General features: G+C 63.6%; 29 protein-coding genes. 15 read left to right on the plus strand and 14 right to left on the minus strand.

Translation table 11 applies throughout. The features are described 5' to 3' along the window. Positions 1-172: 172 nt before the first annotated feature. On the plus strand, positions 173-1,297 hold the full coding sequence (locus AB4Z20_RS09500) for a transglycosylase SLT domain-containing protein (protein WP_442089791.1): 1,125 nt from the start codon (positions 173-175) through the stop codon (positions 1,295-1,297). Between the two features lie 175 nt (positions 1,298-1,472). On the opposite strand, the gene AB4Z20_RS09505 is transcribed toward AB4Z20_RS09500, so the two are convergent. After that, positions 1,473-2,630 carry a serine hydrolase domain-containing protein gene (locus AB4Z20_RS09505; protein ID WP_442089792.1) on the minus strand — a complete coding sequence of 386 codons (1,158 nt, stop codon included), beginning with the start codon at positions 2,628-2,630 and terminating at the stop codon, positions 1,473-1,475. Between the two features lie 274 nt (positions 2,631-2,904). On the opposite strand from AB4Z20_RS09505, the gene AB4Z20_RS09510 reads away from it, so the two are divergent. Next, positions 2,905-4,119, plus strand: coding sequence for a cytochrome P450 family protein (locus AB4Z20_RS09510; RefSeq protein WP_442089793.1), 1,215 nt, complete (start codon positions 2,905-2,907; stop codon positions 4,117-4,119). A gap of 256 nt (positions 4,120-4,375) precedes the next feature. Here AB4Z20_RS09510 and AB4Z20_RS09515 read toward each other — a convergent pair whose 3' ends face one another. Together AB4Z20_RS09515 and AB4Z20_RS09520 are read right to left on the minus strand one after the other, a co-directional pair. Beyond that, positions 4,376-4,972 (minus strand): GNAT family N-acetyltransferase, encoded by a 597-nt coding sequence (locus AB4Z20_RS09515; RefSeq protein ID WP_253470246.1) that lies wholly within the window; start codon positions 4,970-4,972, stop codon positions 4,376-4,378. Further along, positions 4,969-5,520 (minus strand): RNA polymerase sigma factor, encoded by a 552-nt coding sequence (locus tag AB4Z20_RS09520; RefSeq protein ID WP_214510024.1) that lies wholly within the window; start codon positions 5,518-5,520, stop codon positions 4,969-4,971. The genes AB4Z20_RS09515 and AB4Z20_RS09520 overlap by 4 nt, the downstream gene beginning before the upstream one ends. A gap of 310 nt (positions 5,521-5,830) precedes the next feature. Between AB4Z20_RS09520 and AB4Z20_RS09525 the strand changes: the two genes are divergently transcribed. The 12 genes from AB4Z20_RS09525 (at position 5,831) to AB4Z20_RS09580 (ending at position 16,987) form a co-directional block, all read left to right on the plus strand. Beyond that, positions 5,831-6,958, plus strand: coding sequence for a TyeA family type III secretion system gatekeeper subunit (locus tag AB4Z20_RS09525; protein ID WP_024618609.1), 1,128 nt, complete (start codon positions 5,831-5,833; stop codon positions 6,956-6,958). Continuing rightward, entirely contained in the window at positions 6,955-9,042 is a 2,088-nt protein-coding gene (sctV, locus tag AB4Z20_RS09530) for a type III secretion system export apparatus subunit SctV (RefSeq protein ID WP_253470244.1), read from the plus strand. Before AB4Z20_RS09525 ends, sctV begins: the two co-directional genes overlap by 4 nt. A gap of 157 nt (positions 9,043-9,199) precedes the next feature. Further along, positions 9,200-10,093 carry an FHA domain-containing protein gene (locus AB4Z20_RS09535; RefSeq protein ID WP_442089794.1) on the plus strand — a complete coding sequence of 298 codons (894 nt, stop codon included), beginning with the start codon at positions 9,200-9,202 and terminating at the stop codon, positions 10,091-10,093. Continuing rightward, positions 10,093-11,451, plus strand: coding sequence for a FliI/YscN family ATPase (locus tag AB4Z20_RS09540; RefSeq protein ID WP_253478333.1), 1,359 nt, complete (start codon positions 10,093-10,095; stop codon positions 11,449-11,451). The genes AB4Z20_RS09535 and AB4Z20_RS09540 overlap by 1 nt, the downstream gene beginning before the upstream one ends. Then, a complete protein-coding gene (locus tag AB4Z20_RS09545) occupies positions 11,438-11,857 on the plus strand; it encodes a hypothetical protein (RefSeq protein ID WP_442089795.1) in 420 nt (139 codons plus the stop codon). The genes AB4Z20_RS09540 and AB4Z20_RS09545 overlap by 14 nt, the downstream gene beginning before the upstream one ends. Continuing rightward, positions 11,850-12,419, plus strand: a complete 570-nt coding sequence (locus AB4Z20_RS09550; RefSeq protein WP_442089797.1) for a type III secretion protein — start codon at positions 11,850-11,852, stop codon at positions 12,417-12,419. The genes AB4Z20_RS09545 and AB4Z20_RS09550 overlap by 8 nt, the downstream gene beginning before the upstream one ends. Continuing rightward, on the plus strand, positions 12,416-13,525 hold the full coding sequence (gene sctQ, locus AB4Z20_RS09555) for a type III secretion system cytoplasmic ring protein SctQ (protein ID WP_253470236.1): 1,110 nt from the start codon (positions 12,416-12,418) through the stop codon (positions 13,523-13,525). The genes AB4Z20_RS09550 and sctQ overlap by 4 nt, the downstream gene beginning before the upstream one ends. Beyond that, positions 13,522-14,175, plus strand: coding sequence for a type III secretion system export apparatus subunit SctR (gene sctR, locus AB4Z20_RS09560; protein WP_214510019.1), 654 nt, complete (start codon positions 13,522-13,524; stop codon positions 14,173-14,175). Before sctQ ends, sctR begins: the two co-directional genes overlap by 4 nt. Positions 14,176-14,184: 9 nt before the next feature. After that, on the plus strand, positions 14,185-14,439 hold the full coding sequence (gene sctS, locus AB4Z20_RS09565; RefSeq protein ID WP_003206603.1) for a type III secretion system export apparatus subunit SctS: 255 nt from the start codon (positions 14,185-14,187) through the stop codon (positions 14,437-14,439). Further along, on the plus strand, positions 14,439-15,236 hold the full coding sequence (gene sctT, locus AB4Z20_RS09570; protein WP_253470234.1) for a type III secretion system export apparatus subunit SctT: 798 nt from the start codon (positions 14,439-14,441) through the stop codon (positions 15,234-15,236). Before sctS ends, sctT begins: the two co-directional genes overlap by 1 nt. Positions 15,237-15,251: 15 nt before the next feature. Next, positions 15,252-16,352 carry a type III secretion system export apparatus subunit SctU gene (gene sctU, locus AB4Z20_RS09575; protein WP_253470232.1) on the plus strand — a complete coding sequence of 367 codons (1,101 nt, stop codon included), beginning with the start codon at positions 15,252-15,254 and terminating at the stop codon, positions 16,350-16,352. Positions 16,353-16,468: 116 nt separating this feature from the next. Further along, positions 16,469-16,987 (plus strand): type III effector, encoded by a 519-nt coding sequence (locus AB4Z20_RS09580; protein ID WP_214510016.1) that lies wholly within the window; start codon positions 16,469-16,471, stop codon positions 16,985-16,987. Positions 16,988-17,172: 185 nt separating this feature from the next. Here the strand turns inward: AB4Z20_RS09580 and AB4Z20_RS09585 are convergent, their stop codons facing one another. From AB4Z20_RS09585 to AB4Z20_RS09610, 6 genes are all read right to left on the minus strand, one after another. Next, a complete protein-coding gene (locus AB4Z20_RS09585) occupies positions 17,173-17,622 on the minus strand; it encodes a type III secretion system chaperone (protein ID WP_442089798.1) in 450 nt (149 codons plus the stop codon). A gap of 218 nt (positions 17,623-17,840) precedes the next feature. Beyond that, positions 17,841-18,218, minus strand: coding sequence for a hypothetical protein (locus tag AB4Z20_RS09590; RefSeq protein WP_014340718.1), 378 nt, complete (start codon positions 18,216-18,218; stop codon positions 17,841-17,843). A gap of 5 nt (positions 18,219-18,223) precedes the next feature. After that, on the minus strand, positions 18,224-18,433 hold the full coding sequence (hrpT, locus tag AB4Z20_RS09595) for an HrpT family type III secretion system protein (protein WP_024619913.1): 210 nt from the start codon (positions 18,431-18,433) through the stop codon (positions 18,224-18,226). Next, complete coding sequence (gene sctC, locus AB4Z20_RS09600; RefSeq protein WP_442089799.1) at positions 18,430-20,580, minus strand: type III secretion system outer membrane ring subunit SctC; 2,151 nt, start codon at positions 20,578-20,580, stop codon at positions 18,430-18,432. Before sctC ends, hrpT begins: the two co-directional genes overlap by 4 nt. Then, positions 20,573-21,010: a type III secretion system chaperone gene (locus tag AB4Z20_RS09605; protein WP_258689648.1), complete on the minus strand. Its 438-nt coding sequence runs from the start codon at positions 21,008-21,010 to the stop codon at positions 20,573-20,575. Before AB4Z20_RS09605 ends, sctC begins: the two co-directional genes overlap by 8 nt. Then, positions 20,997-21,221: a type III secretion protein gene (locus AB4Z20_RS09610; RefSeq protein WP_003206585.1), complete on the minus strand. Its 225-nt coding sequence runs from the start codon at positions 21,219-21,221 to the stop codon at positions 20,997-20,999. The genes AB4Z20_RS09605 and AB4Z20_RS09610 overlap by 14 nt, the downstream gene beginning before the upstream one ends. Positions 21,222-21,461: 240 nt before the next feature. On the opposite strand from AB4Z20_RS09610, the gene AB4Z20_RS09615 reads away from it, so the two are divergent. Then, on the plus strand, positions 21,462-21,647 hold the full coding sequence (locus AB4Z20_RS09615) for a nucleoid-structuring protein H-NS (RefSeq protein WP_442089833.1): 186 nt from the start codon (positions 21,462-21,464) through the stop codon (positions 21,645-21,647). Between the two features lie 431 nt (positions 21,648-22,078). On the opposite strand, the gene sctL is transcribed toward AB4Z20_RS09615, so the two are convergent. Genes sctL through AB4Z20_RS09640 form a run of 5 tightly spaced genes read right to left on the minus strand, consistent with a single transcriptional unit; the run spans position 22,079 to position 25,495 of the window. After that, complete coding sequence (gene sctL / locus AB4Z20_RS09620) at positions 22,079-22,672, minus strand: type III secretion system stator protein SctL (RefSeq protein ID WP_258689647.1); 594 nt, start codon at positions 22,670-22,672, stop codon at positions 22,079-22,081. Continuing rightward, positions 22,650-23,240 carry a hypothetical protein gene (locus AB4Z20_RS09625; protein WP_253470222.1) on the minus strand — a complete coding sequence of 197 codons (591 nt, stop codon included), beginning with the start codon at positions 23,238-23,240 and terminating at the stop codon, positions 22,650-22,652. The genes sctL and AB4Z20_RS09625 overlap by 23 nt, the downstream gene beginning before the upstream one ends. Then, a complete protein-coding gene (sctJ, locus tag AB4Z20_RS09630) occupies positions 23,237-24,124 on the minus strand; it encodes a type III secretion system inner membrane ring lipoprotein SctJ (RefSeq protein WP_253470220.1) in 888 nt (295 codons plus the stop codon). Before sctJ ends, AB4Z20_RS09625 begins: the two co-directional genes overlap by 4 nt. Positions 24,125-24,138: 14 nt before the next feature. After that, a complete protein-coding gene (gene sctI / locus AB4Z20_RS09635; RefSeq protein WP_253470217.1) occupies positions 24,139-24,513 on the minus strand; it encodes a type III secretion system inner rod subunit SctI in 375 nt (124 codons plus the stop codon). Between the two features lie 52 nt (positions 24,514-24,565). Beyond that, positions 24,566-25,495, minus strand: coding sequence for a type III secretion protein (locus tag AB4Z20_RS09640; protein WP_442089800.1), 930 nt, complete (start codon positions 25,493-25,495; stop codon positions 24,566-24,568). Positions 25,496-25,535 lie beyond the last annotated feature (40 nt).

Below are 25,535 nucleotides of genomic sequence, written 5' to 3' on the forward strand. Positions count from 1 at the left end.
TGTCATCCAGGCGCCGACGAGCGCCTGCTGCCCATGGTGAGTGACACCTGCGGCATTTCGGTTCCAACCGAGCCCCCTGCCGCCCGATGACGGCGTCCCGGACGAGTCGGGTGGAACCGCTGCCTTGCGATCTGCCACCCAATGGCGCCACCTCACTCAAGGTTGACCGCCCATGTCCCGATCACTTGCACCTTTGTCGGCCCTTCGATTCGTCCCCAAAGGGTTGTCCATGCTGGCCGTGGCGACCTTGCTGTATGGTTGCCAGCACCTCGAACCGCAGCTGACCATTGGCGATCCTTCCGCCAACGAGCCTTACCGCTCGCAACTGCGCTGGCTTGAGCCGGCGCCTACGGACACGATCATCCAGATCGGCGAGTCATCTCCGCAAAGCGGCGGCAGCCTGTGGACGCGCATGCGCCAGGGGTTTTCCTTGCAGGCCAAGACCCAGGGTGTGGCGCGCATCGATGAGCAGCGCCGCTGGCTGGTGGATCGCCCGGCTTTTCTCACCCAGACCGGGCGTGCCGGCAGCCGTTACCTGCACTTCATCGTGGGGGAACTGAACAAGCGCAACATGCCGCTGGAACTGGCGCTGTTGCCGGCCATCGAGAGCGGGTTCAATCCGAACGCCCAATCGCCGGCCCAGGCCCTGGGCCTCTGGCAATTCATTCCCGCCACGGGGCGCCGTTACCAATTGCAGCAGCGGGGCGACTATGACGAGCGCCGGGACATTCCGTCATCGACGCGGGCCGCCCTGGATTATTTGTCCTACCTGCACGATTACTTCGACGGCGACTGGCTGCTGGCGCTGGCCGCCTACAACGCCGGGGAAGGGCGCGTACGCGACGCCATCACGCGCAATCGCGCCCGCGGCCTGGCGACCAACTATTGGAACCTGTCGTTGCCCGGCGAGACCCAGAACTATGTGCCGCGGTTGCTGGCGCTGTCGCAACTGGTGAATGCGCCCGCCGACTATGGCGTGAGCCTGGCGCCCATCGCCGACCAGCCGTATTTCCAGATGGTCGCCTTGGCGCAGCCGGTGGACCTGGCGCACCTGGCGCAGTTGTCCGGTGTGCATGAGCGAGAGTTGCGCATGCTCAACCCTGCCGTGCGTGGCCGGGCCAGGGGACGTTTGCTGATGCCCCTGGACGCATCGCGCAGGTTGCTGGCTCAACCGGACATGATCGCCAAGGCCGCGCTGCCCCGCGTGGACGGTAGCGAAGAACAAGTGGTTGCCTCGCCCGATACCGGCGCGGCCGAGCCGCAGGTGGCGGAGGTGGTAGTACCGCCAGGGGTGTGAGCCGATTATCCGCCATGTTGATCGTTCCCACGCTCTGCGTGGGAATACATCCCGTGACGCTCTGCGTCACCTTCCAGAAGCGGAACGCGGAGCGTCCCTGGCGGCATTCCCACGCGGAGCGTGAGGAACGATCTTCCACAGCCCCCCACCACCTGATCTTTCGGATCTCCAGAGCCTACAGGCAGCCCATCGCGACATTGGCCAGGCCGCGTGCGCGTGGGTCCATCAAGACGTAGGAGCCAATGGTGTTGCAGGCGAAGCCGAACGCCACGCCGCGTTCAGGGTCGGCAAACCCGATGGTGCCACCGGCGCCCATGTGGCCGAATGCCTCGTTGCCCATGCCATAACTGCCGTTCGCCACGTCCGGCTGGTTGAGCATGATGCCCAGGCCGAAACGCGTTGGGGTCTGGATGGTCGGGTCGTATTCGGCGCTGTGCTCGCGCAACATTTCGTTGAGCAGCGGTGACTCCAGCAGTTGCCCGTCGAGCAGGCCTGCGTAGAACGCCGCCAGGCTGCGGGCATTGCCATGTCCGTTGGCCGCCGGTTGGGTCATGCGTTTCCAGCCCGCCTCGTTACTGCGTCCCAGCACCATGGGCGGGTTGGCGAAGGCCAGTGTGCTCATGGCGGTCGGCTCGTTGAGCACGTCCGTCAGTACTCGCCCAAAGGCCTCATCGTCGATCTCGTCTTTGGTGCGCGCCATGTAGGCGCAGCGGGCGATGGTCGCGTCGTTCAGGCCGAGGTGAAAGTCCAGCCCGAGCGGCACCGCCACACGTTGGTGAATGCTTTGCGCCGGCGTCAGGCCATCCACCCGGCGTAGCAGTTCGCCGAGGATCCAGCCGAACAGCAAGGGTGAATAGGTCTGCTGTTCTCCGGCTGCGGCCCAGGGAGTTTCCTCGGCAATCAGGTCGGTCATGGTGTGCCAGTCGTAGAGGGTTTCCGGTGCCAGGGGCGTGCGCAGCGCTGGCAGCCCGGCACGGTGGCAAAGCACCTGGCGCAGGGTGACCGACGCTTTGCCGGCGTTGGCGAAGGCCGGCCAGTAGTGGCAGACCGGTTTGTCCAGCTCCAGGCGTCCTTCGCCGACCAACTGCATGATCGCCACCGCCGTGAAGGGCTTGGTGCAGGAAAACAGATTGAGCAGCGTGTCGCGCTGCCAATGGCTGTCCGGCTCCGGCCCGGCAGTGCCGGCCCACAGGTCGATGACGGTTTCGCCGTCAATCTGGATGCAAAGGGCGGCGCCGCGTTCGAAGGGGCTTTGCATCAGCCGGATAAACGCCTCTTTGACCGGTTCGAAACGAGTGTCGCATTGGCCATGGATAGCAGGTGCACGCGTCATGTCAGCTCCACACAGGGTTGGTGTTTCCCTTTGAGTGACCGTGGCCGTGCAAACGGTTCACCGACAGGTAGACCCCATGTGGGAGCGAGCTTGCTCGCGATAGCGGTGAGTCAGCCAACGTTGAAGTGACTGATACACCGCTATCGCGAGCAAGCTCGCTCCCACATTGGCACTGAGGCGTGCATAACATTTGTGTCCGACGCCGGACCACAGGGATCTTTTTTGGCGAGCCCTGCCACTCAGGAGCAATGATTGATGCCCCTGGAGAGTGTTCATGGCTTACGAGCGTACCCTTGATTTGAATAGCGACGCGTTTCGCGGCGAGGCTTATCGGCATTATGCGGCGCTGCGCCAGGCGTCCCCGGTGTTCTTCAGCCAGGCCGAAGGGCAGTTGCCGATGTGGTACGTCACTGGTGCGCGGGAAGTCGAGGAGGTGCTGCTGGACAACGAGCGCTTCGCCCGTGACCCGTCGCGGATCGATGCGCAATTCGCCGCGATGCTCGGTGGCGAACAATCCATTGCGTTTCTTAACGACCACATGCTCAACCGCGATGGCGACAGTCATCGCCGCTTGCGTCGCCTGGTCAACAAGGCCTTCACGTTGAAGGCGGTGAACGCCCTGCGGCCGCGTATCGAACAGATCGCCGAGACGTTGCTGGAGCCCGTGCGGTCGAGCGGGCAAATGGACGTGGTGAGCCAATATGCATTCCCTTTATCGATCACCGTCATCGCCGAGCTGCTTGGCGTTCCCGCACGGGACCGCGACGATTTCCGCCGTTGGTCCCACATGATCGTCCAGCAGGTGGGGCATGACCTGAGTGAGTTGCGGCATTGCTACACCGAATTCGCGGGCTACATGCTCGCGTTGATCGACCAGCGTCGAGCGCAGCCGGGCGATGACCTGGTGTCGGCGCTGGCGCAGGTCGAGGAAGAGGGCAGCATGCTCAGCCAAAGTGAGCTGTGCAGCATGATCGCGCTGCTGATCATCGCCGGGCACGAAACGTCGGCATCGATGATCGGCAATGCGGTGCACATGCTCGTGCAGCACCCGAAGGCGCTTGCGCGATTGCGTGACGAGCCGGCATTGATGCCTGGCGCGGTCGAGGAGTTTCTGCGCTATGACTCCTCGGTGGAGCGAGCCATGGTCCGCTTCGTTACCCGAGACACCGAACTGGCCGGGCAACGCTTGCTGCGCGGGCAACTGCTGATCGCGGTGGTGGGTTCGGCCAATCGTGACGAAGCGCTGTGTGCAAATCCTGACACGCTCGACATCACCCGCCCGGCCTGCCCGCACATGTCGTTCGGCAAAGGCACGCACTATTGCCTGGGCGCCTCGTTGGCCCGGCAGGAACTGGAAATTGCATTGAATACACTTCTTCGGTGCTGCCCTGGGCTGCAATTGGCGGTCGACCCCGGCGCCGTACGCTGGCGTTATGTGCCCAACTTCAGGGGGCCGGAGGCGTTGTCGGTGCGTTGGTCGGTGGATTGATGAGAACGAGCAAGCTCGCGCTGGGTTCTGTAGGAGCTGGCGAAGCCTGCGATCTTTTGATCTTTCGCTTGAGATTCAGGTGGCTGGGGAAAGATCGCAGCCTCGTTGCACTCGACAGCTCCTACACAGCTCCTACACAGCTCCTCCAGTGGGAGTCACTGGGCTGTGCAAAAAATGGCATCGGCTCGAATGAGCGCAGGCCCATGCCTGAGAAAGAGGCGGCTCGCCCGACTGTCCAGCCGGACGAGCCGTGGATTTACACCAGGCTGGCCTCTTCGTTTTGCGCTGGCGCTGAAAGGCTGGTGGATGCCGTGTCGCCTGGCGTCAGGTGCAGTCCATAGAGCACGACGTCCGCACGGTTATCAGCGAACCGGGCGATCCCTGGAAAGCGTCCCCATTGGGTCGCACCAAGCCCTTGTACGCCGCGTTTGCTGGCCTCGTTGTGCTCGATGATCCAGGCCACCAGCGTCTCGAAACCATACTGCCTGGCCAACACCACCGCGGCTTGGCCAAGGCGGATGCCGACGCCGCTGCCAATGTGGTCGCCGCGCACGTAGATCGACACTTCGCCGGTCAATCGGCAGGCCTGGGCGCCCCAACAGAAGCGGTTGACGATCAACCAGGCGATGACTTCACCTGCGCGTTCGAGTACGTAGATCGGATCACCCTCGTTGACGAAACAGTCGACGAAAAACGTCATTTCCTTCAGGGAAAACGCTCTGAGCACGGGGGAGCTGGTACCTCCCAGAGCGCTTTCGTTGAAGATATCTGTCATCACCGGCAAGTCGTCGGGGGTGTAGCGGCGCACGCCGCGTGGCAGGTCGGGTCGGCTGTTCAAGCGATTGTGGGTCATGGCCGGGCTTCTCCGTAGACGCTTCGTTTGAGTTGTTCACGCGCGCGAAACAACCTTGAACGCACGGTGCCGATAGGGACGCCCAGACGTTCGGCGGCATCGCGGTAGCTGCTCTCGGTGTCCACGGCGGTCCACAGGGTATCGCGCATGTCCTTGGGCAGCGCGTCCATGGCTAACAGCGTTCGGTCCAACAGCCGACGGTTGTCGCACAGTTCACTCAGGTCAATGTCGTCACTGGACTCGCTGAACTCGCTTTCATCGAAAGTGCTCAGCGGCGGCTGCGCATAGAAGCGGCGGAAGTGGTTGCGGATCAGGTTGAGGGCGATGCCACACAACCAAGTGTCCTGCTTCGCCAGCCCTTTGAACTTCTGCTGGTTGCGCCAGGCTTCCAGGTACGTGAGCTGGATGATGTCGTCGGCGTCGTCTTGATTGAGTACGCGTTTTTGCACAAACAGACGCAGCTTGCGTTGCTCGCCGAAGCAGATGTCTGGCGCACCTGTGGGTGCCGGGGAGGTTTGCGGGGGGGCCATGAGATTCAGGCTGTTCATCAATAAATCCCTCTGAGTAGGTTCCATAGCGTCGATCAAAAAATGTCGACGGTTCCCCTGTCAGCAGGACCTGTGCCAAGCCGTATTTATGTCTTATCTATTTGATAAATAAGTGTTTTTATCTAGTGCTTTTGCTCTATTTGTGCAAGAGCATGCACAGCCGTCCCAAGTTCCACTGCATGAAATTGCACCGAGCAAACGCTCGGGCAGGAACCCTTGCGAACCGGTCAGAAAGGCCACGACCGCTGATGGAACTGAATGCTGGATCGCCGCCACCCACTGAGCGTCCAAAACCACGTTCACGGCCATCATGAAAGTAGAAGCCCCGACAAATGCGCATATTGCCGCCAACCTTGCCCAGGCCGTTTCGGCCGTCGTGGGCATAGGTAAGCCTGTCGAATCGTTCCAGGCCGTGCAGTCCAATTCGATGGAGGAGGTCGGCATGACCTTCAGCCATCATGTGGAGCGCAATACCAAGGCGCTGAGCCAGCGGCGCATACGCAATGCCCGCAGCGAGGTGGGCCAGGTGCGCGTCGAGACGCGCGAGCAATTGGAGGAGTGGTACGACCAACTCGGCCACCCAGGCAAGCAGAGCCTGGGGGCAATGGCCGCCCAGGCGGGTCTGTTGTTGTGTGGCGAGCCGGTGCTTGAAGAGGTGGTGCAGTCCACGGGCGGTGACCCGGCCCGTACCGACCTGATCCTGCAGCAAGCGTTGCGCGAGGCCGAAGTGCAAGGTCGTCTCGTTGAAGCCCAGCGCGCTCGCGACTACCTGCAGCTATTGCGCGAGCGTTATGGCGCGCAGATCCAGGCGGGCATGAACATCGCCGAGGCCTTGCGCGCTGCGGGCGGCGATCCCGAACTGCGCCAGGCGGTACGACGGCTCTATTACGACACCGTGGTGCTCAAGCAATCGTTGCCCACCATGATGCAGGCGTTGCTTGGCCTGTTCGGCGAGGCGGCATTCGTGCCGGGGCTGGACATGATGCGCCGGGCACTGGCTGACGACATCGCTGCGCACACACCGTCACGTCCTACCGCGCTGTTGCGCACGTTGTTGATCGGCCTGGCCGCCTCGACTCAACTGGGCAGTGTCCTGCACAGCTGCCGCCGTTTGCTCGAGCAACTGGCCTACAGTTGCCCGGCCAGCCAGCTCACGGCCGTGCTGTTGCTCCAACGCATGCTGGGGTTTGTCAGCAGTGGCCTGTCGGCGGCGGAAGTACGGCGCATCGGGCGTGAATTGGGTGGAGAAGAGGAGCGGGACCAACTGGTCTCCCTGAACGGCCTGTACCCCTTGCTCAAGCGTTTGCCGCTGCCCCTCTGGCGCGATAGCAAAAGCCGACAGACCGCGCTGAAGAACCTGTTGGTGCTGCTCGATGAGCGTTCCCGTGGCGAGCCCCGAAGCCAGACCGCTGCCCCCGTGATTGGAGCGCGCTCATGATCGCCCTGTTGAACAAAGTCGCCAACGAAGCGGTGCGGCGCATCGAGGTGGTTGCGGCGTTCGTGGTGCTCGGCATCGTGTTCATGCTGATCCTGCCCTTGCCGACCCCGGTGGTCGATGCGCTGATCGCGATCAACATCTGCATCTCCTGCCTGCTGATTGTGCTCTCGCTGTACCTGCCACGACCGCTGGCGTTTTCCTCGTTTCCGGCGGTGTTGCTGCTGACCACGCTGTTCCGGTTGGCATTGTCGGTGGCGACCACCCGATTGATCCTGCTCCAGGGCGACGCCGGTCATATCGTCCAGGCGTTCGGCAATTTTGTGGTGGGGGGCAACCTTGCAGTCGGGTTGGTCATCTTCCTCATTCTGACGGTGGTCAACTTCCTGGTGATCACCAAAGGCTCGGAGCGGGTCGCCGAAGTAGCGGCGCGGTTCACCCTGGATGCGCTGCCGGGCAAGCAGATGTCCATCGACAGCGACCTGCGCGCCAACCTGATCGATGTCAGCGAAGCCCGGCGGCGTCGCGAGGAATTGAACAAGGAAAGCCAGCTGTTCGGTGCGATGGACGGGGCGATGAAATTCGTCAAGGGCGATGCCATCGCGGGCTTGGTGATCGTGGTGATCAACCTTATCGGCGGCTTTACGGTCGGCATGATGCAACACGACATGGGCGCGTCCGAATCGATGCACTTGTATGCCGTGTTGACGATCGGTGACGGTCTGATCGCGCAGATTCCGGCCCTGCTGATTTCCCTCACTGCGGGCATGATCATCACCCGGGTGTCGCCAGAAGGGCAGCCGGCGGGCAGTAGCGTCGGCAAGGAAATCGCCCAGCAGTTGACCGCCGAACCCAAGGCCTGGGTGATCGCTTCGGTGGGCATGCTCGGCTTCGCGGCCTTGCCCGGCATGCCCACGCTGGTGTTCGTCGTCATCGCCTTGATCACCGGCACCGCCGGCATCGTTCAGCTCTACTCGCGCGCCCGGCTGGCACGCCAGGGCGACCAGCCAGCGGAGGTCGTGGTCCCGGCACAGAACGGCGCTGAGGACCTGCGCAGCTTCGACCCGACCCGTGCCTATCTATTGCAGTTTTCCAAAGCCATGGAAGGCAACGCGGCCGCCGAGGAAGTCGTCCAGGCGATCCGCAAGAAGCGCAATGCCCTGGTGGCCGGCTTTGGCCTGACCCTGCCGCCCTTCGAGATCGAATACAGCGCACTGCTGGAAGACGACGAGTTCCGCTTCTGCGTGCACGAGGTGCCGATGTTGCGGGCCACTTTCGGCGAACGTGTGGCCGTGGCGCGCGGGCCGCTGCCGTTGGAACCGCGCGACGGGCAGGTCGGCAGCGAGGTGCGTGACGAGCAGCAGTGGCTATGGCTGACGCCTGACGATCCGCTGCTGGCGGACGAACGCGTGGAGGCGGTGTCGGCCGCCGAGTTGCTGGTGGAGCGGATGAGCCGCGCGATGTTTGCCACGGGCCCGCAATTCTTGGGGCTTCAGGAGAGCAAGTCGATTCTCAGTTGGCTCGAAGCGGGCCAGCCAGAGCTGGTGCAGGAGCTGCAGCGGACCATGCCATTGGCCCGTTTCGCCGCCGTGCTCCAGCGCCTGGCCGGCGAAGGTGTCCCGCTGCGCGCGGTGCGGCTGATCGCCGAGTCCTTGATCGAGCATGGGCAGCATGAGCGTGACGTCGGTGCGCTGACCGACTACGCGCGCATCGCCCTGAAGTCGCAGATCTATCACCAGTACCGTGACGAAGACGGCCTGCACGTGTGGCTGTTGACGCCGGAAACCGAAGGCCTGTTGCGCGATGCGCTGCGCCAGACCCAGACGGAAACCTTTTTTGCCCTGGAAAGCCTGCATACCCGCGCCTTGGTGATGCAGTTGCGCGAAGGCTTCCCGTTGCGCGCCAAGCGCGTGGCCGTGCTGTTGGTGGCGCAAGACCTGCGGGCGCCGCTGCGCGATCTGTTGCGCGACGAATTCAATCACGTGCCTGTACTCGCCTTCAGCGAGCTGCACAGCAACGCCCAGGTCACCGTGCTGGGACGCTTTGATCTCGAGCAGGAAAAACTACGGATGGAGGATGCCGCGTGACGGGCTTGTCTTGGCATGCCTGCAGCGGTGTCTCCACGTAACGATGCAAATCCAGGTGTGTTCGATGGCCTGGCTGTGACAGAGGACGGGGGCCGCCGGTGCCCCGTCGTACAACCGGATCGTGGGCGAGCATCTGTCGCCCCTTGAGGAATTGACCATGTTCGAACTGCGAGTCTTGAGTGGTCTGCACCGAGGTGCGGCATTGCCGCTGGTTGGCGAGCAATGGGTGGTCGGGGCGGCGGAGGAGGCCGACCTGGCGCTTTACGATCCGGGCATCTGTGGGCGTCACGTGGGCCTGCGGCAGGTGCAGGGCCAATGGCTGCTGGAACAGCTGGAGGGCACGGTTTGCGATGGACAAGGCCAGCCCTGGGCAGCGACCGAGCCCTTGCAGAGCAATGCTCCGTTTGCCGTGGCAGGCGTCTGGCTGTGCCTGGCCCCGGCCGATCAGCCCTGGCCCGAAGAGGCGGCGCTGGATGACGCTGCGCATCTGTCGGTGGACCGGGAAACCCCGAAGCCCGCCGTGCGGCCATCGTGGCCCAAGCGCCTGGCCATCGCCGCGGCGGTGATCACCGTCGCCTCCAGCGCCTGGGCCTTTACCAGCCAACCGGCGCAGCCCGTGGCGCGCAGCCCGGCCCAGCAGCTCAAGCAGACCAAGGTGGCCTTGGATAATGTCGAGGCGGTCCGCCTGGAGCTTGATCGCATGTTGCAGGAACGTGATCTGGGCGCCGGTGTGCGGGTCGAGAGCCAGGACGACCGGCTGGTCCTGGAGGGTGAGCTGCCGCGCCAGCGCCTGGCGATGGTCGAACGGTTGATCGAGCGCTTCCACGACCGCTACGAAACGCCGATCGGGATCACGGCCAACGTCAAGGAACGGCTGACGAAGCTGCCGTTTCAGATCGCCCAGATCGTGGGCGGCAAGCATGGTCACGTAGTCACCGCCGATGGACGTCGGTTGTTCCTGGGCGACCAGATCGATGGCCTGCGCTTGACTGCCATCGACAGCGGCAAAGTCACCTTCGAGGGCGACCAACGCTACGAGGTCACCTGGTGATGACGCAGGCGGCCATCGCGCGACTGGAGGCCTGGGAGGCCGGGCAATTGGCGCACTTGCGTCGCTTCGCGCCGGTCATGGTGCGCGGACGGGTGCAGCGGGTCAGCGGCATCTTGCTGCAGTGCCGACTGCCGGGGGCGCAGATTGGTGACCTCTGCCGGGTCGAGCGCGACGCCCGCGAGCCGCTGCTGGCCGAAATTGTCGGCTTCGACCAGCACGATGCCTTGCTCAGCGCCCTGGGCGGTCTGGAGGGGATCCGGGTCGGTGCGGCGGTGGAGCCGCTGGGCATGCCGCATCGGGTGTGCGTGGGACCGGAGCTGCTGGGTCAAGTGCTGGATGGCTTCGGCCGGCCCCTGTTGGACGGCGGGACGGGGGCGTTCGCCGGCCCGCATGTGCTGCACGCCTCGGAGGTGATTGGCGAGGCGCCTGCACCCACTGCACGACCGCGTATCCAACGGCCCTTGATGACTGGCGTACGGGCCATCGACGGCCCGCTGACACTCGGCGAAGGCCAGCGTGTGGGGCTGTTCGCCGGCGCCGGTTGCGGCAAGACCACGTTGCTGGCGGAGATTGCCCGGAACGTTGACTGCGATGTCATCGTGTTCGGCCTGATCGGCGAGCGTGGGCGCGAACTGCGCGAATTTCTCGACCATGAGCTGGATGATGAACTGCGTGCCCGTGCGGTGCTGGTGTGCGCCACCTCTGATCGCTCCAGCATGGAACGCGCCCGTGCGGCGTTCACCGCGACGGCGTTGGCCGAGGGGTTTCGTGCCCGGGGCCAACGCGTGCTGCTGCTCATCGATTCGCTGACCCGCTTCGCCCGGGCCCAGCGTGAGATCGGCCTGGCCGCCGGCGAGCCGTTGGGGCGCGGTGGCCTGCCGCCGTCGGTCTACGGCTTGCTGCCGCGTCTGGTCGAGCGGGCCGGCCTGACCAACGAGGGCGCTATCACCGCGTTTTATACGGTGCTCATCGAGCAGGATTCCATGAACGATCCCGTGGCGGATGAAGTGCGTTCGCTGCTCGACGGTCACATCGTGCTGTCACGCAAGCTCGCGGAGCGCGGCCACTACCCGGCAATCGATGTGCTGGCCAGCCTGTCGCGAACCTTGGCCAACGTGGCCGAGGCGGAACACCTGCGGGCGGGCATCAATCTGCGTCGGTTGTTGTCGGCTTATGAGCAAATCGAACTGATGTTGCGCCTGGGCGAATACCAGGCCGGCGCCGACCCCTTGACCGACCTGGCGGTGGAGTCGCGTGGCGCCCTGGACGCCTTCCTGCGCCAGGACCTGCGCGAGCCGGAGCTGTTTGCGCCCACGCTCGCCCACCTGCAGCAGTTGACCGCCTATGTCCCGGGTTGATCTGGACGCCCTGGCGCCGATACGCCGCCACCGCGAAGCGCAAGCCGAGCGGGCGTGGCGCCAGCAGCGCGAGCTTTTGCGCGAGCGCGAAGCCGCGGTTGCCGCCGCGCGCGCGCAGATGCAGGCGACCCGTGAGCAACAGGCGGTGCAGCGCGAGGCGTTGTACGGCGAGCACCGTGGCCGGGCCTTGAGCGTGTGCGAACTGAATGCCTGGAGTACCCAGGAACGTCGTTTGATCGGCGAGCTGGCCGAGCAAGCGCGGGCAGTGCAGGCACTGGACGATGAACAGGCGCAGCAGGCACAGCACACGGCCGCTGCCCAGCAGCGGCTACAAGGGCGCCGGCGAGATCTGGAAAAACTCAGCGCAATGATGGAGTACCTGGTGGAGCCCCCCAGCGATGAATGAACGCAGCGTGCGCGGTGGGCCGACACCGCACAGCAATCCCTCGGCGGCCCCCGTTCGGCAACCGCCTCGAGCGTATGAGCAACCGCCTGCCCAGGTGAGCCGGGCAAGTCGTCCGGCGGCACGTGAGTCCGCCCCTGCTGCCGGGCGCGACCCCGACATGACAGCAGGAAGCAGTGACGGTTACTGGTTCCGCCAGTGGGTCGATGCGCCACGGGGCGGCGCGCAGGATGACAGCGCCGGCACCGGTTCGCTGTCGGGCCTGGTGAATCTTTCGAGCGGCGAAGAGGAGGCGTTTGTCGACCAGCTCACGCCACGCTTGCGTGCCACGCTCGACCAGCAATTGGACCTGCTGCTGCATCTTCCCAACCTGGGCCGCATCAAGGTATCCGCCCGGCGGCTGGGCGGGGCGTGCGGGTGGGACATCGGCTTGAGCTGCGAAAGTGCAGACGTACAGACGCGGCTGTCGAGTCGATCCGGCCGTCTCGAAGAGGCGCTGACCCAAAGCCTGGGCCAGCCGGTGAGCGTGCGCGTAGCGCGGGAAGAAGAGGTTAGCGCGACATGACCGTCCATGCATTGGTGCTGCCGACTGTGGGCAGCGAGGACGCCACCGCCCGGCGACTATTGGGAGTTGGCGTCCGGTTGCCCTTCGAGGTGGCGGGTGAGGCGGGGCTGCTGGAACTGACCCCGGGCGGCACTGCGGCGGGGAACTCGCCGTGTGTGCTGGCGTGTGCCCATGGTGCCTTTACCTTGGACGAGCCCGGCGCGGTACTCAGCCTGTTCGGTGAATGCCCGGTGGTCCTGCCTGCCGAGCCCGGACCGGATGACACGTGGTTCTGGTCGCTGTTCCAGCAAACCCTGAGCGAGCCCCTGCGCCAGGCATTCGGTTTTATCAAGCCAGCGGCCGTGCCCGCGGTGCAGGGCATTGCCTGCCGGCTCGACGTGAGGGTGGGCGCGGCCCGCGTCACGAGCCATCTGGAAATGAGCGGTGCGACCTTGCTGGGGCTGCTTCGCGCCGTGCCCTGGCAACGGCGAGCCGCGCCCGGGATCGAGGGCTTTGCGCTGCATGTTCCGTTGGAACTGGGACACCTGGCGCTGGCCGCCGGGCAGTTGGCGATGTTGCGCCCCGGTGATGTGTTGGTGCCGCAAACCGCTCTGTTCGATTCATCCGGCCACGGGCTGATTCGCCTGGGCCGGCATTGTTTGCAGGTGCGGGTACACAGTCGTGCCGCACCGTTGCGCCTGACCTTGCTCGCTCTGGAGGAGACCGTTATGAGCACCACCGCTGACACCGACACCGATATCCTGACGCCGGACTGGGACGATAGCACCGGCTACGAACCTGACGACCAAACGTGCGAGGCGACCGAGCACCCGCTGTCGGCCTATGCCGCTGAAACCGAGGAGGTGCCGATGACGGAGCCGGTCGCGGCCGAAATCCCCGAGCGCTTCGACGACCTGCCGCTGGCGCTGACGATACGCTGCGGCCACTTGAGCCTGACCTTGGGCGAGCTGCGCAATCTGGCGCCCGGCGCAGTGCTGCAAGTGCAAGGTGCGACACCGGGGACGGCGGCGCTGTTCTATGGCGAACGTGCCCTGGCCCATGGCGAGCTGGTCGAGGTCGATGGCCGGCTGGGCCTGCAAATCGCCCGCGTGGATGTGGCTGGATGAGCTTCCAGGGGGTCGACCCCTTTCTGCTGGCGCTGTTCATTGGTGGGATTTCGTTGGTCCCCTTGCTGCTGATCATCTGCAGCGCCTTTCTCAAGATAACCATCGTGTTGACCATCACCCGCAACGCCATCGGTGTGCAGCAGGTACCACCCAATATGGCCCTGTATGCCATTGCCCTGGCCGCGACGCTGTTCATCATGGCGCCGGTCGGCCACAACATCGCCGAACAGTTGAAAGAACAGCCGTTGGATTTCAGCAATACCGAGGCGTTGCAAGGTTCTGCCTTGAACGCGATAAAGCCGCTGCAGGCCTTCATGTCGCGCAATACCAACCCGGACATCCTCGCCCACCTACTGGAGAACACCCAGCGGATGTGGCCCAAGGAGCGTGCCGAGCAGGCCAGCCGCGATGACCTGATGCTGCTCATCCCGGCCTTCATGCTGTCGGAGCTCGAGGCCGGTTTCCAGATGGGATTTTTGATTTATATCCCGTTCATTGTCATCGACCTGATCGTGTCCAACCTGCTGCTGGCGCTCGGCATGCAGATGGTCGCGCCCATGACCATTTCGTTGCCGCTCAAGCTGCTGATTTTTGTCCTCGTGCAGGGCTGGACGCAATTGCTCGACAGCCTCTTCTATTCCTATCTTTGAGGACATGCGATGGACGCGCTGACGTTGTTTAAGGAAGGCATGCTGCTGGTGGTCCTGCTCTCCGCACCGCCCTTGATCGTGGCGGTGATCGTCGGTGTGCTGACCTCCCTGGTGCAGGCCTTGATGCAGATCCAGGACCAGACCTTGCCCTTCGGCATCAAGCTGGTGGCGGTCGGGCTGACCTTGCTGGTCACGGGCCGCTGGATCGGCGTGGAATTACTGGGGTTGCTGCGTCGGGCATTCGAAATGATGGCCAACACCTGATGACGGCCCAGGCTTTTGTCCCGTATTTCGACTTGCTGCTGTCGATCGCGCTGGGCATGGCGCGAATTTACCCGGTCGCCTACCTCGTCCCGGTGTTTTGCTTCCAGCACCTGCGAGGCTTGCCGCGCCATGCCGTGGTGTTTGCCCTGGGCATGTTGCCGGCGCCCGGTATTCGCCAGGCGCTGATCGACGCCCAGGTCAATTGGCTGTCGCTGGCCGGGTTGATGTTCAAGGAACTGGTGCTGGGCTTCTTGCTCGGGGTGCTGCTGGCGATGCCGTTCTGGTTGTACGAATCGGTGGGCGCCCTGCTGGACAACCAGCGCGGTGCGCTCATCGGTGGCCAGTTGAATCCGGCCCTCGGCAGCGACACCACGCCCCTGGGCCTGCTGTTCAAGGAGATGACGATCTTGCTGCTGGTCACCACCCTGGGCATTGGCACGTTGACCCAGGTGATCTGGGACAGCTACCTGGTGTGGTCGCCCACCGTTTGGTTTCCATTGCCTGGCGCGGATGGCTTCGGCGTGTTTCTCGGGCTGCTCGGCGAAATGTTCATGCACATGATGCTCTACGCAGCGCCCTTTATCGGCTTGCTGTTGCTGGTGGAGTTCAGCCTGGCGTTGCTCAGCCTGTATAGCCCGCAATTGCAGGTGTTCGTCCTCGCCATGCCGGCCAAGAGCCTGATCGGCCTGGGCTTCCTGCTGTTCTACCTGCCCACGCTGTGGGACGCGATGACTGGCCGTCTCGGCCGCTATGGCGAAATCCGGCATCTGCTTCACCTGTTGTTGCAGGCGCCCTGAAGGAGGGCTTCGCCCATGAGCGAAGACAGTGGCGAAAAGACCAAGCGGGCGACGCCGAAGAAGATTCGCGACGCGCGCAACAAAGGCCAGGTCGGCCAAAGCCAGGACTTGAGCAGCCTGCTGGTGCTTGCGTCGATCACCGAAGTGGCATTGACCCAGGCCGACGACAGCATGCAGGCTTTGGGAGATATGGTGGCATTCCCGCTGCATCGGCTGGATGTCGACTTCGTGCGTGCCTTTGAGGAAACCTTGGCCCATGCCGGTGGCGTGCTGCTCAACTTCACCTTGATGACCGTGGGGTTGGCGATCGTCACGCGCCTGGTGGCCGGTTGGATACAGTTCGGTTTCCTGTTCGCCCCCGAGGCCCTTCAGCCAGACCCGAACCGCTTGAACCCGATGAACCAGGCCAAGCAGATGTTCTCCGGCCAGGCGCTGATCAGCCTGTTCATGGGGCTGGTCAAGGCCGTGTTTATCGGCACCGTGATTTATCTGGTGACCCTGCCGGCACTCGGCTCGTTGATCAGCCTGGTCAACGGCGACCTGCACAGCTATTGGCGCGGGCTGGCCAGCCTGTTCCGGCACATCATGCACATTTGCCTGGGTGTACTGCTGGTGCTGGCGATTCTCGACTTCGGCCTGCAGAAATATTTCTTCGCCAAGCGCCTGCGCATGAGCGAGGAGGAGGTGCGCAAGGAGTTCAAGGAAATGGAAGGCGACCCCCATGTAAAAATGCATCGCCGTAGCCTGGCCCGGCAATTGGTCGACCAGCCTGTCAGCAAAGAGACCAAACCGGTGGAAGACGCCGACATGCTGGTGGTCAACCCTACCCACTTTGCCGTCGCCCTGTCGTATCGCCCCGAGGAAACGCCGCTGCCGCAGTTGATCGTCAAAGGCGTCGATGCCGAGGCCCGGGCGCTGATCGAGCGGGCCAAGGCGGCGCGAGTTCCGGTCATCCAGTGCATCTGGCTGGCGCGCACGATCTACCGTGAAGACGTCGGCGCTTATATCCCCCGGGAAACGCTCCAGGCGGTTGCCCATATTTATCGGGTGTTGCGCGAACTGGATGACGAGGCCAAGGGCGAGGTCATCGAGATTCCGGAATTGAACCAGCGTTGAGGTCGATGGAACCGATGCATACGCGGTTGCCACTCAGGGAGTGAGCCAGGCTCGTCCGCAGGATTCCCGCCTGCCGACAGTGCCCACCACACAGACATCGCCTCGTGGAGGATCCCATGCCCGAACCCAGTTCCCTGACGAGCCCCTTAAGGGGCACAGGTGCCCTGCACGGCACCGACAGCTTATCGCCCTCGCGCTCACCCTCGCTGAGCCAACGACCCCGCGAGGCGCAGCAGCGCGAAGGCACTCAAAGCCTGCATGGCCGGGGACGTTCCTCCTCGACACCACCGACGCTGCATCAGCGTGGCCGCGCCCGAACGCGGGACGCCAACCACGCGGCGACGTCGAATGACACGCAACCGCTGGATGACGCGCAAACGTCCAGCCCCACTTCGGAGTCTCGCACTCCGGACTCTTTCATGAGTGAGATGGAAACCCGTCAAAAGCAGTTGATGGAAAAGCAGTTCAACATACAAATGGGCATGGAAGAGCGCCAGAGCACCATGATGCTGATCAAAAGCTCCGCCGACATGGCCAAGTTGATGAGCGATACGGTGACGGAGGTCACCAAGGGCTTCATGGACAGCGCGAGGAAAGTCATGCAGGAGGGTGGCGAGGCGATGAAGCTTCGATAAAGCGATGAGCCTGCATCAACCTGTGTAGGTGTCGTGTAGGAGCTGTGTAGGAGCTGTCGAGTGCAACGAGGCTGCGATCTTTCCCCAGCCACCTGGATCTCAAGCGAAAGATCAAAAGATCAAAAGATCGCAGGCTTCGCCAGCTCCTACAGAGTCCCGCAGTAGTAATTCCAGGCCACGGGTGCCTAGCCCAGTCGAGTGCGGCTTGTGTTGAGCGAGGCCGGACGAGGGCTGCCCGGCGTTGCAGGCACCGCCAAGCGTGCCCGAATGTCGCCGACCTGGGCGATGAAACCGACGATCCAATGGCAGAACCGCGCCTCGTCGAGCATCGCCAGCGGACAATGGGCACACAAGCGAACGCTGCCCTTATCGTCCAGGGCCAGCCAGCTGCCGCCGAGCAGATCCAATCGAAAGTTGAGTTCCAGCAAGCGCTTGTGCAAGCCGGGCGCGTGGGCAGGTACATCGATCGAGCTATGGAGGATGGCGACATCGCCGTGATCGGGCAACTCGATGACCACGGCTTCGCGGTTGCTCGCGTCATACAGCGCGCACACGCCACCTTCCAACTGCAAGTCTGCATGCAAATGTTCCGCGAGGGCCGAGATCAAGCGCTGGGCAAGCGGTGCGACGGTCATGGAAAACCTCCCTCATAAAGTCTCTGTATGAATCACTGTGGCCAGAGATTGCTCCCGCTGGGCCGTACGAGCTGTGTAGGAGCTGTCGAGTGCAACGAGGCTGCGATCTTTCCCCAGACACTTGAATCCCAAGCGAAAGATCAAAAGATCGTCCGAACGCGGCCCGAGCCTTCGCCAGCTCCTACAGAGCCGAGCGGGAGCAATCTCCGGTCACAGATTCAATACGTGGCCGAGTAATCGTCGAGGTCTTCCAGGCCCAGCAGCGACAGCTGACGGGACTGGATTTCATCGAGCAGTTCAGTGGATAGCGGCGCGTCGGGCAGCGCCTGCCAGACCACGAGCGCTCGCTGCGGATCGAGAAATACGAACAGCTGTGCGTAGTCGGTCGGCTGGGCGAAACGCCGTTCGAGGGCATGCTGGATCTGGTTTGCGCGCAGCGCCTGGCTTTGTATTTGTAAGGCGAGCCCCACGCTGTGAGGCTCGCGTCGCAGACAGAACTCAATGCCTGGGGCTATTTCCCAATACGTCGCGATGCCGGCGATGATGTTCTTCTGGAAGGCTTGGCGAGTGCTTACGCTGTGTACTGAAAAAGACATAGCGTTCAGTTCTCCAATGGGACGACCGTATGGTCCAGTGGGTGTTCGGGGGAGCCAAGGCCGCCGCGCATGCCGGGTGACCACCAGATCACCAGCCGACCGTTGTCCGGTTCGGCGCGGCTGCAGGCATCGCCCTGGCAGCCCGAGCGGTTCGCGCAGCCGGCGAACACCGGCAGGCTCAGCAATAAAACGAGCAGCAGTGGCGTGCGACTCATGGCAGGGTCCTCGCGCTGGTTTGCAGAAGAGAAGGGCGCTCGCCGCCTGGCGTGCGCGTGGGTTGCTTCATGACCACGAACACTTCCGTTTCCTCGCCGGGCTCAAGCCAAACCTTCGGCCAGGCGGAGGTGGCCAGGGCCCAGCGGCTGCCGCAGCTCGCCTCGTCGAAGCGCAACCTCCGCTGGCCATCGTTGCGTACCACACCCACGGCGATGCCGTAATCGGGACCGGCGAACCATTGGGCCCGGGCAGCGTCCAGGGATAACCCGGGTTGCAACGCGCACAATGTGTCGGGTGAATAAGGAATCGACGCCGCTTGCTTGAACGTGGCCGGAATGTTGCCGTCGGCGAGTTGGGCGAGCACGTCGCTGACCTCGACACGACCGACGGGGCGGGTGCCGTTGCGACGCTCTTCCAGGCGGGCCATGGCGCTGTCGACCTGTTCGCGGTCAAGGGCGGAGATGTAGCGGGCCGGGTCGACCTGGTCGCCGATCAGGCGAGGCGTCAGGATGAAGACCCGTTCGCGGCGACTGGTTTCGCGCGTGGTCGAGGAAAACAGCAGCGGCCCGATCAGCGGGATGCGACCCAGCCATGGCACCCGCTCGAGGTTGTCGCCGGTCTCTTCGGTATGAAAACCGCCTACCACCAATGACCGGCTTTCCCCCATGACAGCCTGGGTGCTGACCACGCCCCGGCGCACGCTGGGCGTCTGCTGGCCGACCTCCGAGGGTTCGATGCGGCCGTCCTCGATGTCCAGGGACATCTGGATCTGGTTGCGGCCCCCGGTCTCGATGGCATGGGGTACGACCTGCAAGCTGGTGCCTGCCGTGATGGGCTCGATGGTGGCTACCCGCTCGCCGATGGCCGAGATGTACTCGGTCCGGCTGAAGTCGATGACCGCCGGCTGGTTCTCCAGGGTCAGTACCGACGGGTTCGCCACCACCGAGGCCAGGCCACGGCCCTCCAGGGCCCGCAGTTGCGCGGAAAAGTCGCCGTAGTCCTGAATGAACACCGTCGAGCTGGCACCAGGGCGAATCATCGAGGCGCCGCCGATCAGATCGCCGCTCTCGACGTTCCAGTTCGAGGCCAGCTCAGCCAGTTGTGTGCGGTCGATGTCGAGGATGATCGCATCGATTTCCACCAGCTTGCGCGGCACGTCCACATCGCGAATCAGCGGCGTGTAGATTTCCCGTCGCTTGGGTGCGTCGTAGATGAGCACCGCATTGTTGCGCACGTCGGCTTCGACGCGGATCTTGCCCCGAGCGCCTGCACTGCTGTTCGCGCCGGACGGCACCCGGCTGGTGTTCGGCCGACCCATGCCGTTCATTGCCAACTGTTCGATATTGCCCATGGTCATGGACTGCTGGCTCTGCATGTTCTGGAACGATGCCTGGGGCGAGGCCGTCTGCATGCCCCCCGACACGGCGCTGCGACTTTCCAGCAAACCTTTCAGGATGCTGGCGACCCCGGGAATGACCAGCGTTTCGCCGCGGTACTTGACGTTGCGGTCGGCGGCGGTGGCATAGCGCAGCGGGAAGCTGATCACTTCCTGCTTCTCTTCGGGTGTCTTGCGCACTTCGGCAAACTGCGCCACCAGGCGCACATAGCGTTCCGGGCCGGAGACCAGGACCACGCCTTCGTCGGGCAATTCACCCCAGCCGAAACGCGGATCCAGCAAGCCGATGTCGGTCAAGGCCTGCTTCATGTCCGGCACTGCGTCGGCGGACACTTCCAGGCGCGTGGAGTCCTGGTTCTGCAAGGGGCTGACGTACAAGGTGTTGCCGTACATGAACCACTGGAAGCGATTTTCCAGGCCGAGCCTGTCGAGGAACGCCTGGGGACTTTCGGCGCGCATCCGCCCCTCGACGGTGCCTTTCACCGTGCCGTCGATGACCAGTTGCACTGCGAAGGTATTGGCAAAGTCGCCGAGTACCTTGGCCAGCGGTGTGCTCTGGGCGTCGTAGGCGTAAGGCGTGTTCTTCCAGTCGGTCGGTATGGCCGCCCCTGCCGGCATGCCAGCGCCAAGCGCGCCGGCCAATGCCAGTGCGATCAGCGAAGGTTTCGTCCAGCGGCGTGCGATCAACTGGCGAAGGTGTACCTTGCCTGCGGTCATCAAGCAGTACGGTGCAAGCCACCTGTTAGGCATGGCGGATTCCTGTTCCGAGCAAGTGAGAGTGCGAGAGGCGTCGCGCCACGGGCGCGGCAACGGCACGTTGGTCTTTATTGATAATCGATTGCCAGGTGTCACGCTGGTTGAGCAGTGCTTCGAGCACCTCGATCAAGTCGTCGATGTGCCTGTCTGGCGGCAGTTGCGCCAGTAGCCACAACCGGCCGTCTTGTGGCGAACGGGCCAGCGCGCCGGGAAATCGCGAGAGGCTTGGGTGCGCCAGCCGAAGCAGGTCTTCCAGAGCCACCTCGTGGGTCACCGGGACGCTCAGCTCGACCGATGCCAGCAGGCCTTCGTCGAGCTTGCTGAACGTTGCTTCGCCATCGTCGATGACAACGGTGAAGTGCTCCGGGCCATCGACGTCGGCGTTCCAGCGGGTGAGCTGTGCGCGCAGCTCATGGCATTGCATCGATGATCGCCTTGGCGAGGTTGTGATGGGCTGTGGTCTGTTGAGTGGCGGCGTTCACCGCGACGGACATGCCGTTCATGCTGGTCACGAATGAGTGCATGTCGTCGAGTGACTGACTTTCTGCTGCGTTCATCGCAGCGTTGTTGACGTTGTCGGTTGCGCGTTGGAAGTAGGTGTCGAGGCGGCGCTGGACGGCATCGGCGGAAGACATGGGCGGTTCCTCTGGGCTGGGCATATTCACGATGTGAGTGGTGGGTATGCCGTTGGCGGTTCCGCGTAAATGAGGAAAAAAGCTGGTGGGGTGATGGTGGCCTTAGTAGCCGGACAGGATTTCTTTGACCGGGTACATATCCGTTGCTGCGGTAACGGCTGCTTAGGGTTCCGCCCTTACGGCGGGTCACTTTTTTCAGACGCCAAAAAAGTAACCAAAAAGGCTTTGCCCCACCACTCGGTGCCTCGCCTAGGCTCGGCATGCCCGAACGCAGGCATTGCTCCGTGGGCCCGCCGCGAAGGGCCATCCATGGCCCAGCGCGGCTACCTCGGCATCCATGCCGAGGTGCCCACTACGCAATGCCTGCGTTCGGCCAGCGTGGTTAACGGGGCGCCCGAGATCAACGTCCACCGCGAGGCGGCCTAGTAGCCGACCTGGCTCTCCCGGTCCTACACCCATCAGATCTGTTTGAGCAGGACCTGTGGGAGCAAAGCTTGCTCGCGAGGCGGCCTGACAGCCGACCTGGCTCTCCCGGTCGTACTTCGATCCATTTGTGGGAGCGAGCCTGCTCGCGATAGCGGTGGGTCAGTTTGCGGTGATGTTGGATGTACCGGCGTCATCGCGAGCAAGCTCGCTCCCACAGTTTTTACCGGGGTGTTCACAGGCATCGCTGTCACCCAAAACCCCTTGTGGGAGCGAGCTTGCTCGCGATAGCGGTGGGTCAGTTGGTAGAGATGTTGGCTGTGCTGTCGTCATCGCGAGCAAGCTCGCTCCCACAGTTTTTACCGGGGTGTTCATAGGCATTACAGTCACCCCAAATCCCTTGTGGGAGCGAGCTTGCTCGCGATGGCGGTGGGTCAGCTTGCGGTGATGGGTTGTGGTTCGGGTAGGCGAAGCGCCTCGACGGCGGTGGGCCAGTCGAGCAGGTATGTACCGCCCGGCGTTTCCAGCTTCAGTTGATGTCGTGCCATGTCGGCATCGGCCACCGGCGTCCAGGGGCGTCGGCTGTCGGTGCCCAGGCTCTGGGTCAGGTTTGCCAGGTCTTCAGGATGACAGCGAAGGGTGGCGCTGACCGGGTCGTCCTGGCGCGACGCCAGTTGGCGGACGAGTGCATCGATGCGTGCCTGCTCCGGGACCTCGTTCAAGAGCATCCCCAGGGCCTCGTTGACCACGTGTGCAGCACTCGTCTCGATCCGCTCCCACATGGCTTGGCGCTGGGTTTCCCACGCGGCGAGCAAGGTTTCGGCCTTTTCCCAGAATTGCGCTTGGGCCTTGAGCACGGTTGCGTCCGCTTCTGCGCTGGCGCGTTCAAGCAATTGCGCGGCGTGCACCTGGGCCTGTTCGAGGATGACCTGTGCGCGGGCACAATCAACCAGGGTTTCGCGCGCGATGTAGGGCTGCGACAGGCCTTGTCCATCGGGGCGCAGTTCAAGCGAACGCCGAGCGAGCATCGTGTCTCTCCGTTTGGATAGGGGCCGAGGGTGCCAGGCTTTGCTCAGCCTTCCAGCAGGCGGACTGCCAAAGCGTGTTCAGCTTGGCGGCTGGCGGTTGAGGGGCGGGTGCCGATTCGATGGCGATGATTCTGTCGCGTGGGAACGCCAGGCGCGCCCGTTCCCAGGCCCGTTCGCCCAGCCAGGCGCGCAGCAGGGCGAGCGGATCCTGGTCTTGTTCGAGCCAGTGCCCTGGGCGCAGGGCTTTGGCGGTGCGCTCGCACCAGGCCCGGTCCTGCGCCGAAAGTGCCTGTGTTGCCGTTAACGGTGCGCAAGTGCTCGCCACCAATTCGCAGGCAAGGGCCAAGGTCCGGGGCGTGCCGCAGAACAGCGATTGCAACGCCGGGCTGGGTTGGGGGGGCGTGCACGGCGTCATACCGAAGCTGCGGGCAAGCGCGGCATGCTGCCCCCGGGCTAGGGTGTCGATCTGTGGCGCGGTCAGCAGGCAAAGCGCCGACGAATACCAGCCCCGGTCTGCTTCGCGCCACGCGAGGTTCCACCAGCGAACCCATGCAATCTCCGTCGTCATGCGGCGGTCCCGTTACTGTCGGGTTTGGTCCCCGGGTTTTTCACGGCGAACAGTCCAGGTGTCGCGCTGCTTTGGGGGGCGGCGGGCGTCCCGGCTGGTTTGGTGAGCTTGCGATCGAGAAATCGTGGTAGCACCAACACGCCCTGGCGCCATAGTCGGTAGAGGCCATACAAGACGCCCATCAGGATGGCGAGCAAGGTGATGCTTGCCGTCACGGTCACCGCCCGCCAATAACCGATGTCGTCGGCCTGCATGAGGAACGGTCCGAAGTACGCCATCTTGCGCCGTTCCTGATACGGCACGGCGGGAACGAAGACCACCGATAACTTGGTCGGGTTCTGGGTGGCATCGGCCATGCCGGGGATCCCGCTGGCGACCAGGTTGCGCACGCGCGGGGTAATGCTGTCGGGGTCCAGGGCACTGGTGTGCTTGATAAACACCGAGGCCGATGCAGGCTGGACCGGCTCTCCCGGGGCCACCCGCTCCGGCAGGACCACATGGACCCGGGCGAGCACCACGCCATCTATTTGCGAAAGCGTCGATTCGAGTTCCTGGGACAGCGCGTAGATGTAGCGGGCACGCTCTTCCATCGGCGTGGAAATGACCCCTTCCTTGCGGAAGATCTCCCCCAGGCTGGAACGTGAGCGACGCGGCAGGCCGGCGGCTTCGAGTACCTGGACGGCGCTGTTCATGTCGGCAGGCTCGACCAGCACGGTCAGCCCGTCTTTATCGACCTGCTTGCTCGCTTCCACGTTCTTGTTCGCCAGCTCGGCGATCACTTCGTTGGCATCCTGCTCGGAAAGATGGCTGTGCAACGCCGTCCGTTCATCGCAACCGGAGAGCAGCAGACACAGCAACAGTGTTGAGAATGCGCGCATAGACATGACCGGCCTTCCCTTTACTGAAGATTGGTGAGCTTCTCGATGGCCTGGGAGCCCTTACTGACGATTTTCGCGGTCATCAGGCTTTCCAGATGGAAGGATGACAACGACCGGTTCGACTGCAGCATGTCTTTCGGGTCGGCGGTGCGGATGGCCTTGAGCATGTCCCGGTTGGCGCGATCGTCCAGCCGCTGCAATTCGCCGGAGCGGCTCGACAACGAATCGATGATCCTTGCCGCGACATTGTTTTCACTGTCCGGGGCGGGGGCTTTGTCGCGCATTTGTGCGTTGAACCAACTGACATCGCTGGTCTCGGCGCTCGCTTGTGGCTTGGCGCTCGTTTTGGCGGAAGTGGAGGCGAGGTTGCTGGGATCGATGGCTTGTATGTCCACGGAATGTCTCCTGTTTCAAAGGTCGGTTTGAAAACTCAAAGGTCGGGTGCCTTCAGGCGTACATCAGCCTCAAGACGTTGCGAGCGCTACCGGTAACGCTCAGGTGAAACTCGATTTCCTCCCGGTTGCGCCGGGCACGCTGGCGCAGCGGGGGCTGCTGGCCGGCCAGGCGGGCGAGGGCGAAGTCCAGCTCTTCCAGGGCAAGCTGGAACAATCGGGTTTCGCGAGCATCCAGCGCAGTGCCGCGGGCAATGCGTTCGGTCCATGTCCAGCGTTCTGCGTCGGGGGTCGCCGGTGGGGGATAGCGCGCCGGGTGCTGGTCCATGAAGGCGGCGATCTCGAACAACAGGTCCTGGTCGTCTGGTTCATACCGCGCCTGGTCGTCACCTTCGTCGATGTCCAGCAGCGTCAGCAGTTTCCTGCGGCCCAGGACCGCGATGATCTTGAGCAGCAGCGACAGGCTCGCGTCATGACGACTGCGCCGCGTGGCGTGGTCGCCCTCCATCTCCCAGGCGCCGAACAGCGCGCCACAGAAGGGGTTGTTGGCATTGCCGAAATCACTTTGGCTGTCGACATCGTTGTCACCGATGGGCTGCCGGCGATGGGCGAACATCTGTGCCAGATCGCTGAACAGGTCTTCATTGGAATAGGCGTCATCGATGTCGACCTCGAGATTGGAGCCGGTACCACCGTTGATCTCCTCCAGGATGTCTTCCAGTACCAGGCGCAAAGGGTCTTCGGTCTCTGCGGCCAATCTGTCCTGGGGGCTGGGCCAGCCAGACCGAGACTGTCCGCCCGCCGAACCCTTTTCGTTGCCCCACTGGATGAGCGATTCCCTTAACCGGTCGCCGGCCCCGTGCAGTGCCAGATGCTCGGCGACCACGTTTGCCAGGCCCGGCGGGGTCGGGGCGGGGCGCCGCGTTGGCTCGTCATGGGGCAGGTCTCTCTGGGCACGAAGGCTGTCTGGCAAGTCGATGTGCATAGGGGCCTCCTCGCATCGCGCTTGAAGTTACCCCGCCGGA

The sequence above is a fragment of the Pseudomonas sp. KB_12 genome (assembly GCF_052114545.1).
GTDB lineage: Bacteria > Pseudomonadota > Gammaproteobacteria > Pseudomonadales > Pseudomonadaceae > Aquipseudomonas > Aquipseudomonas brassicacearum.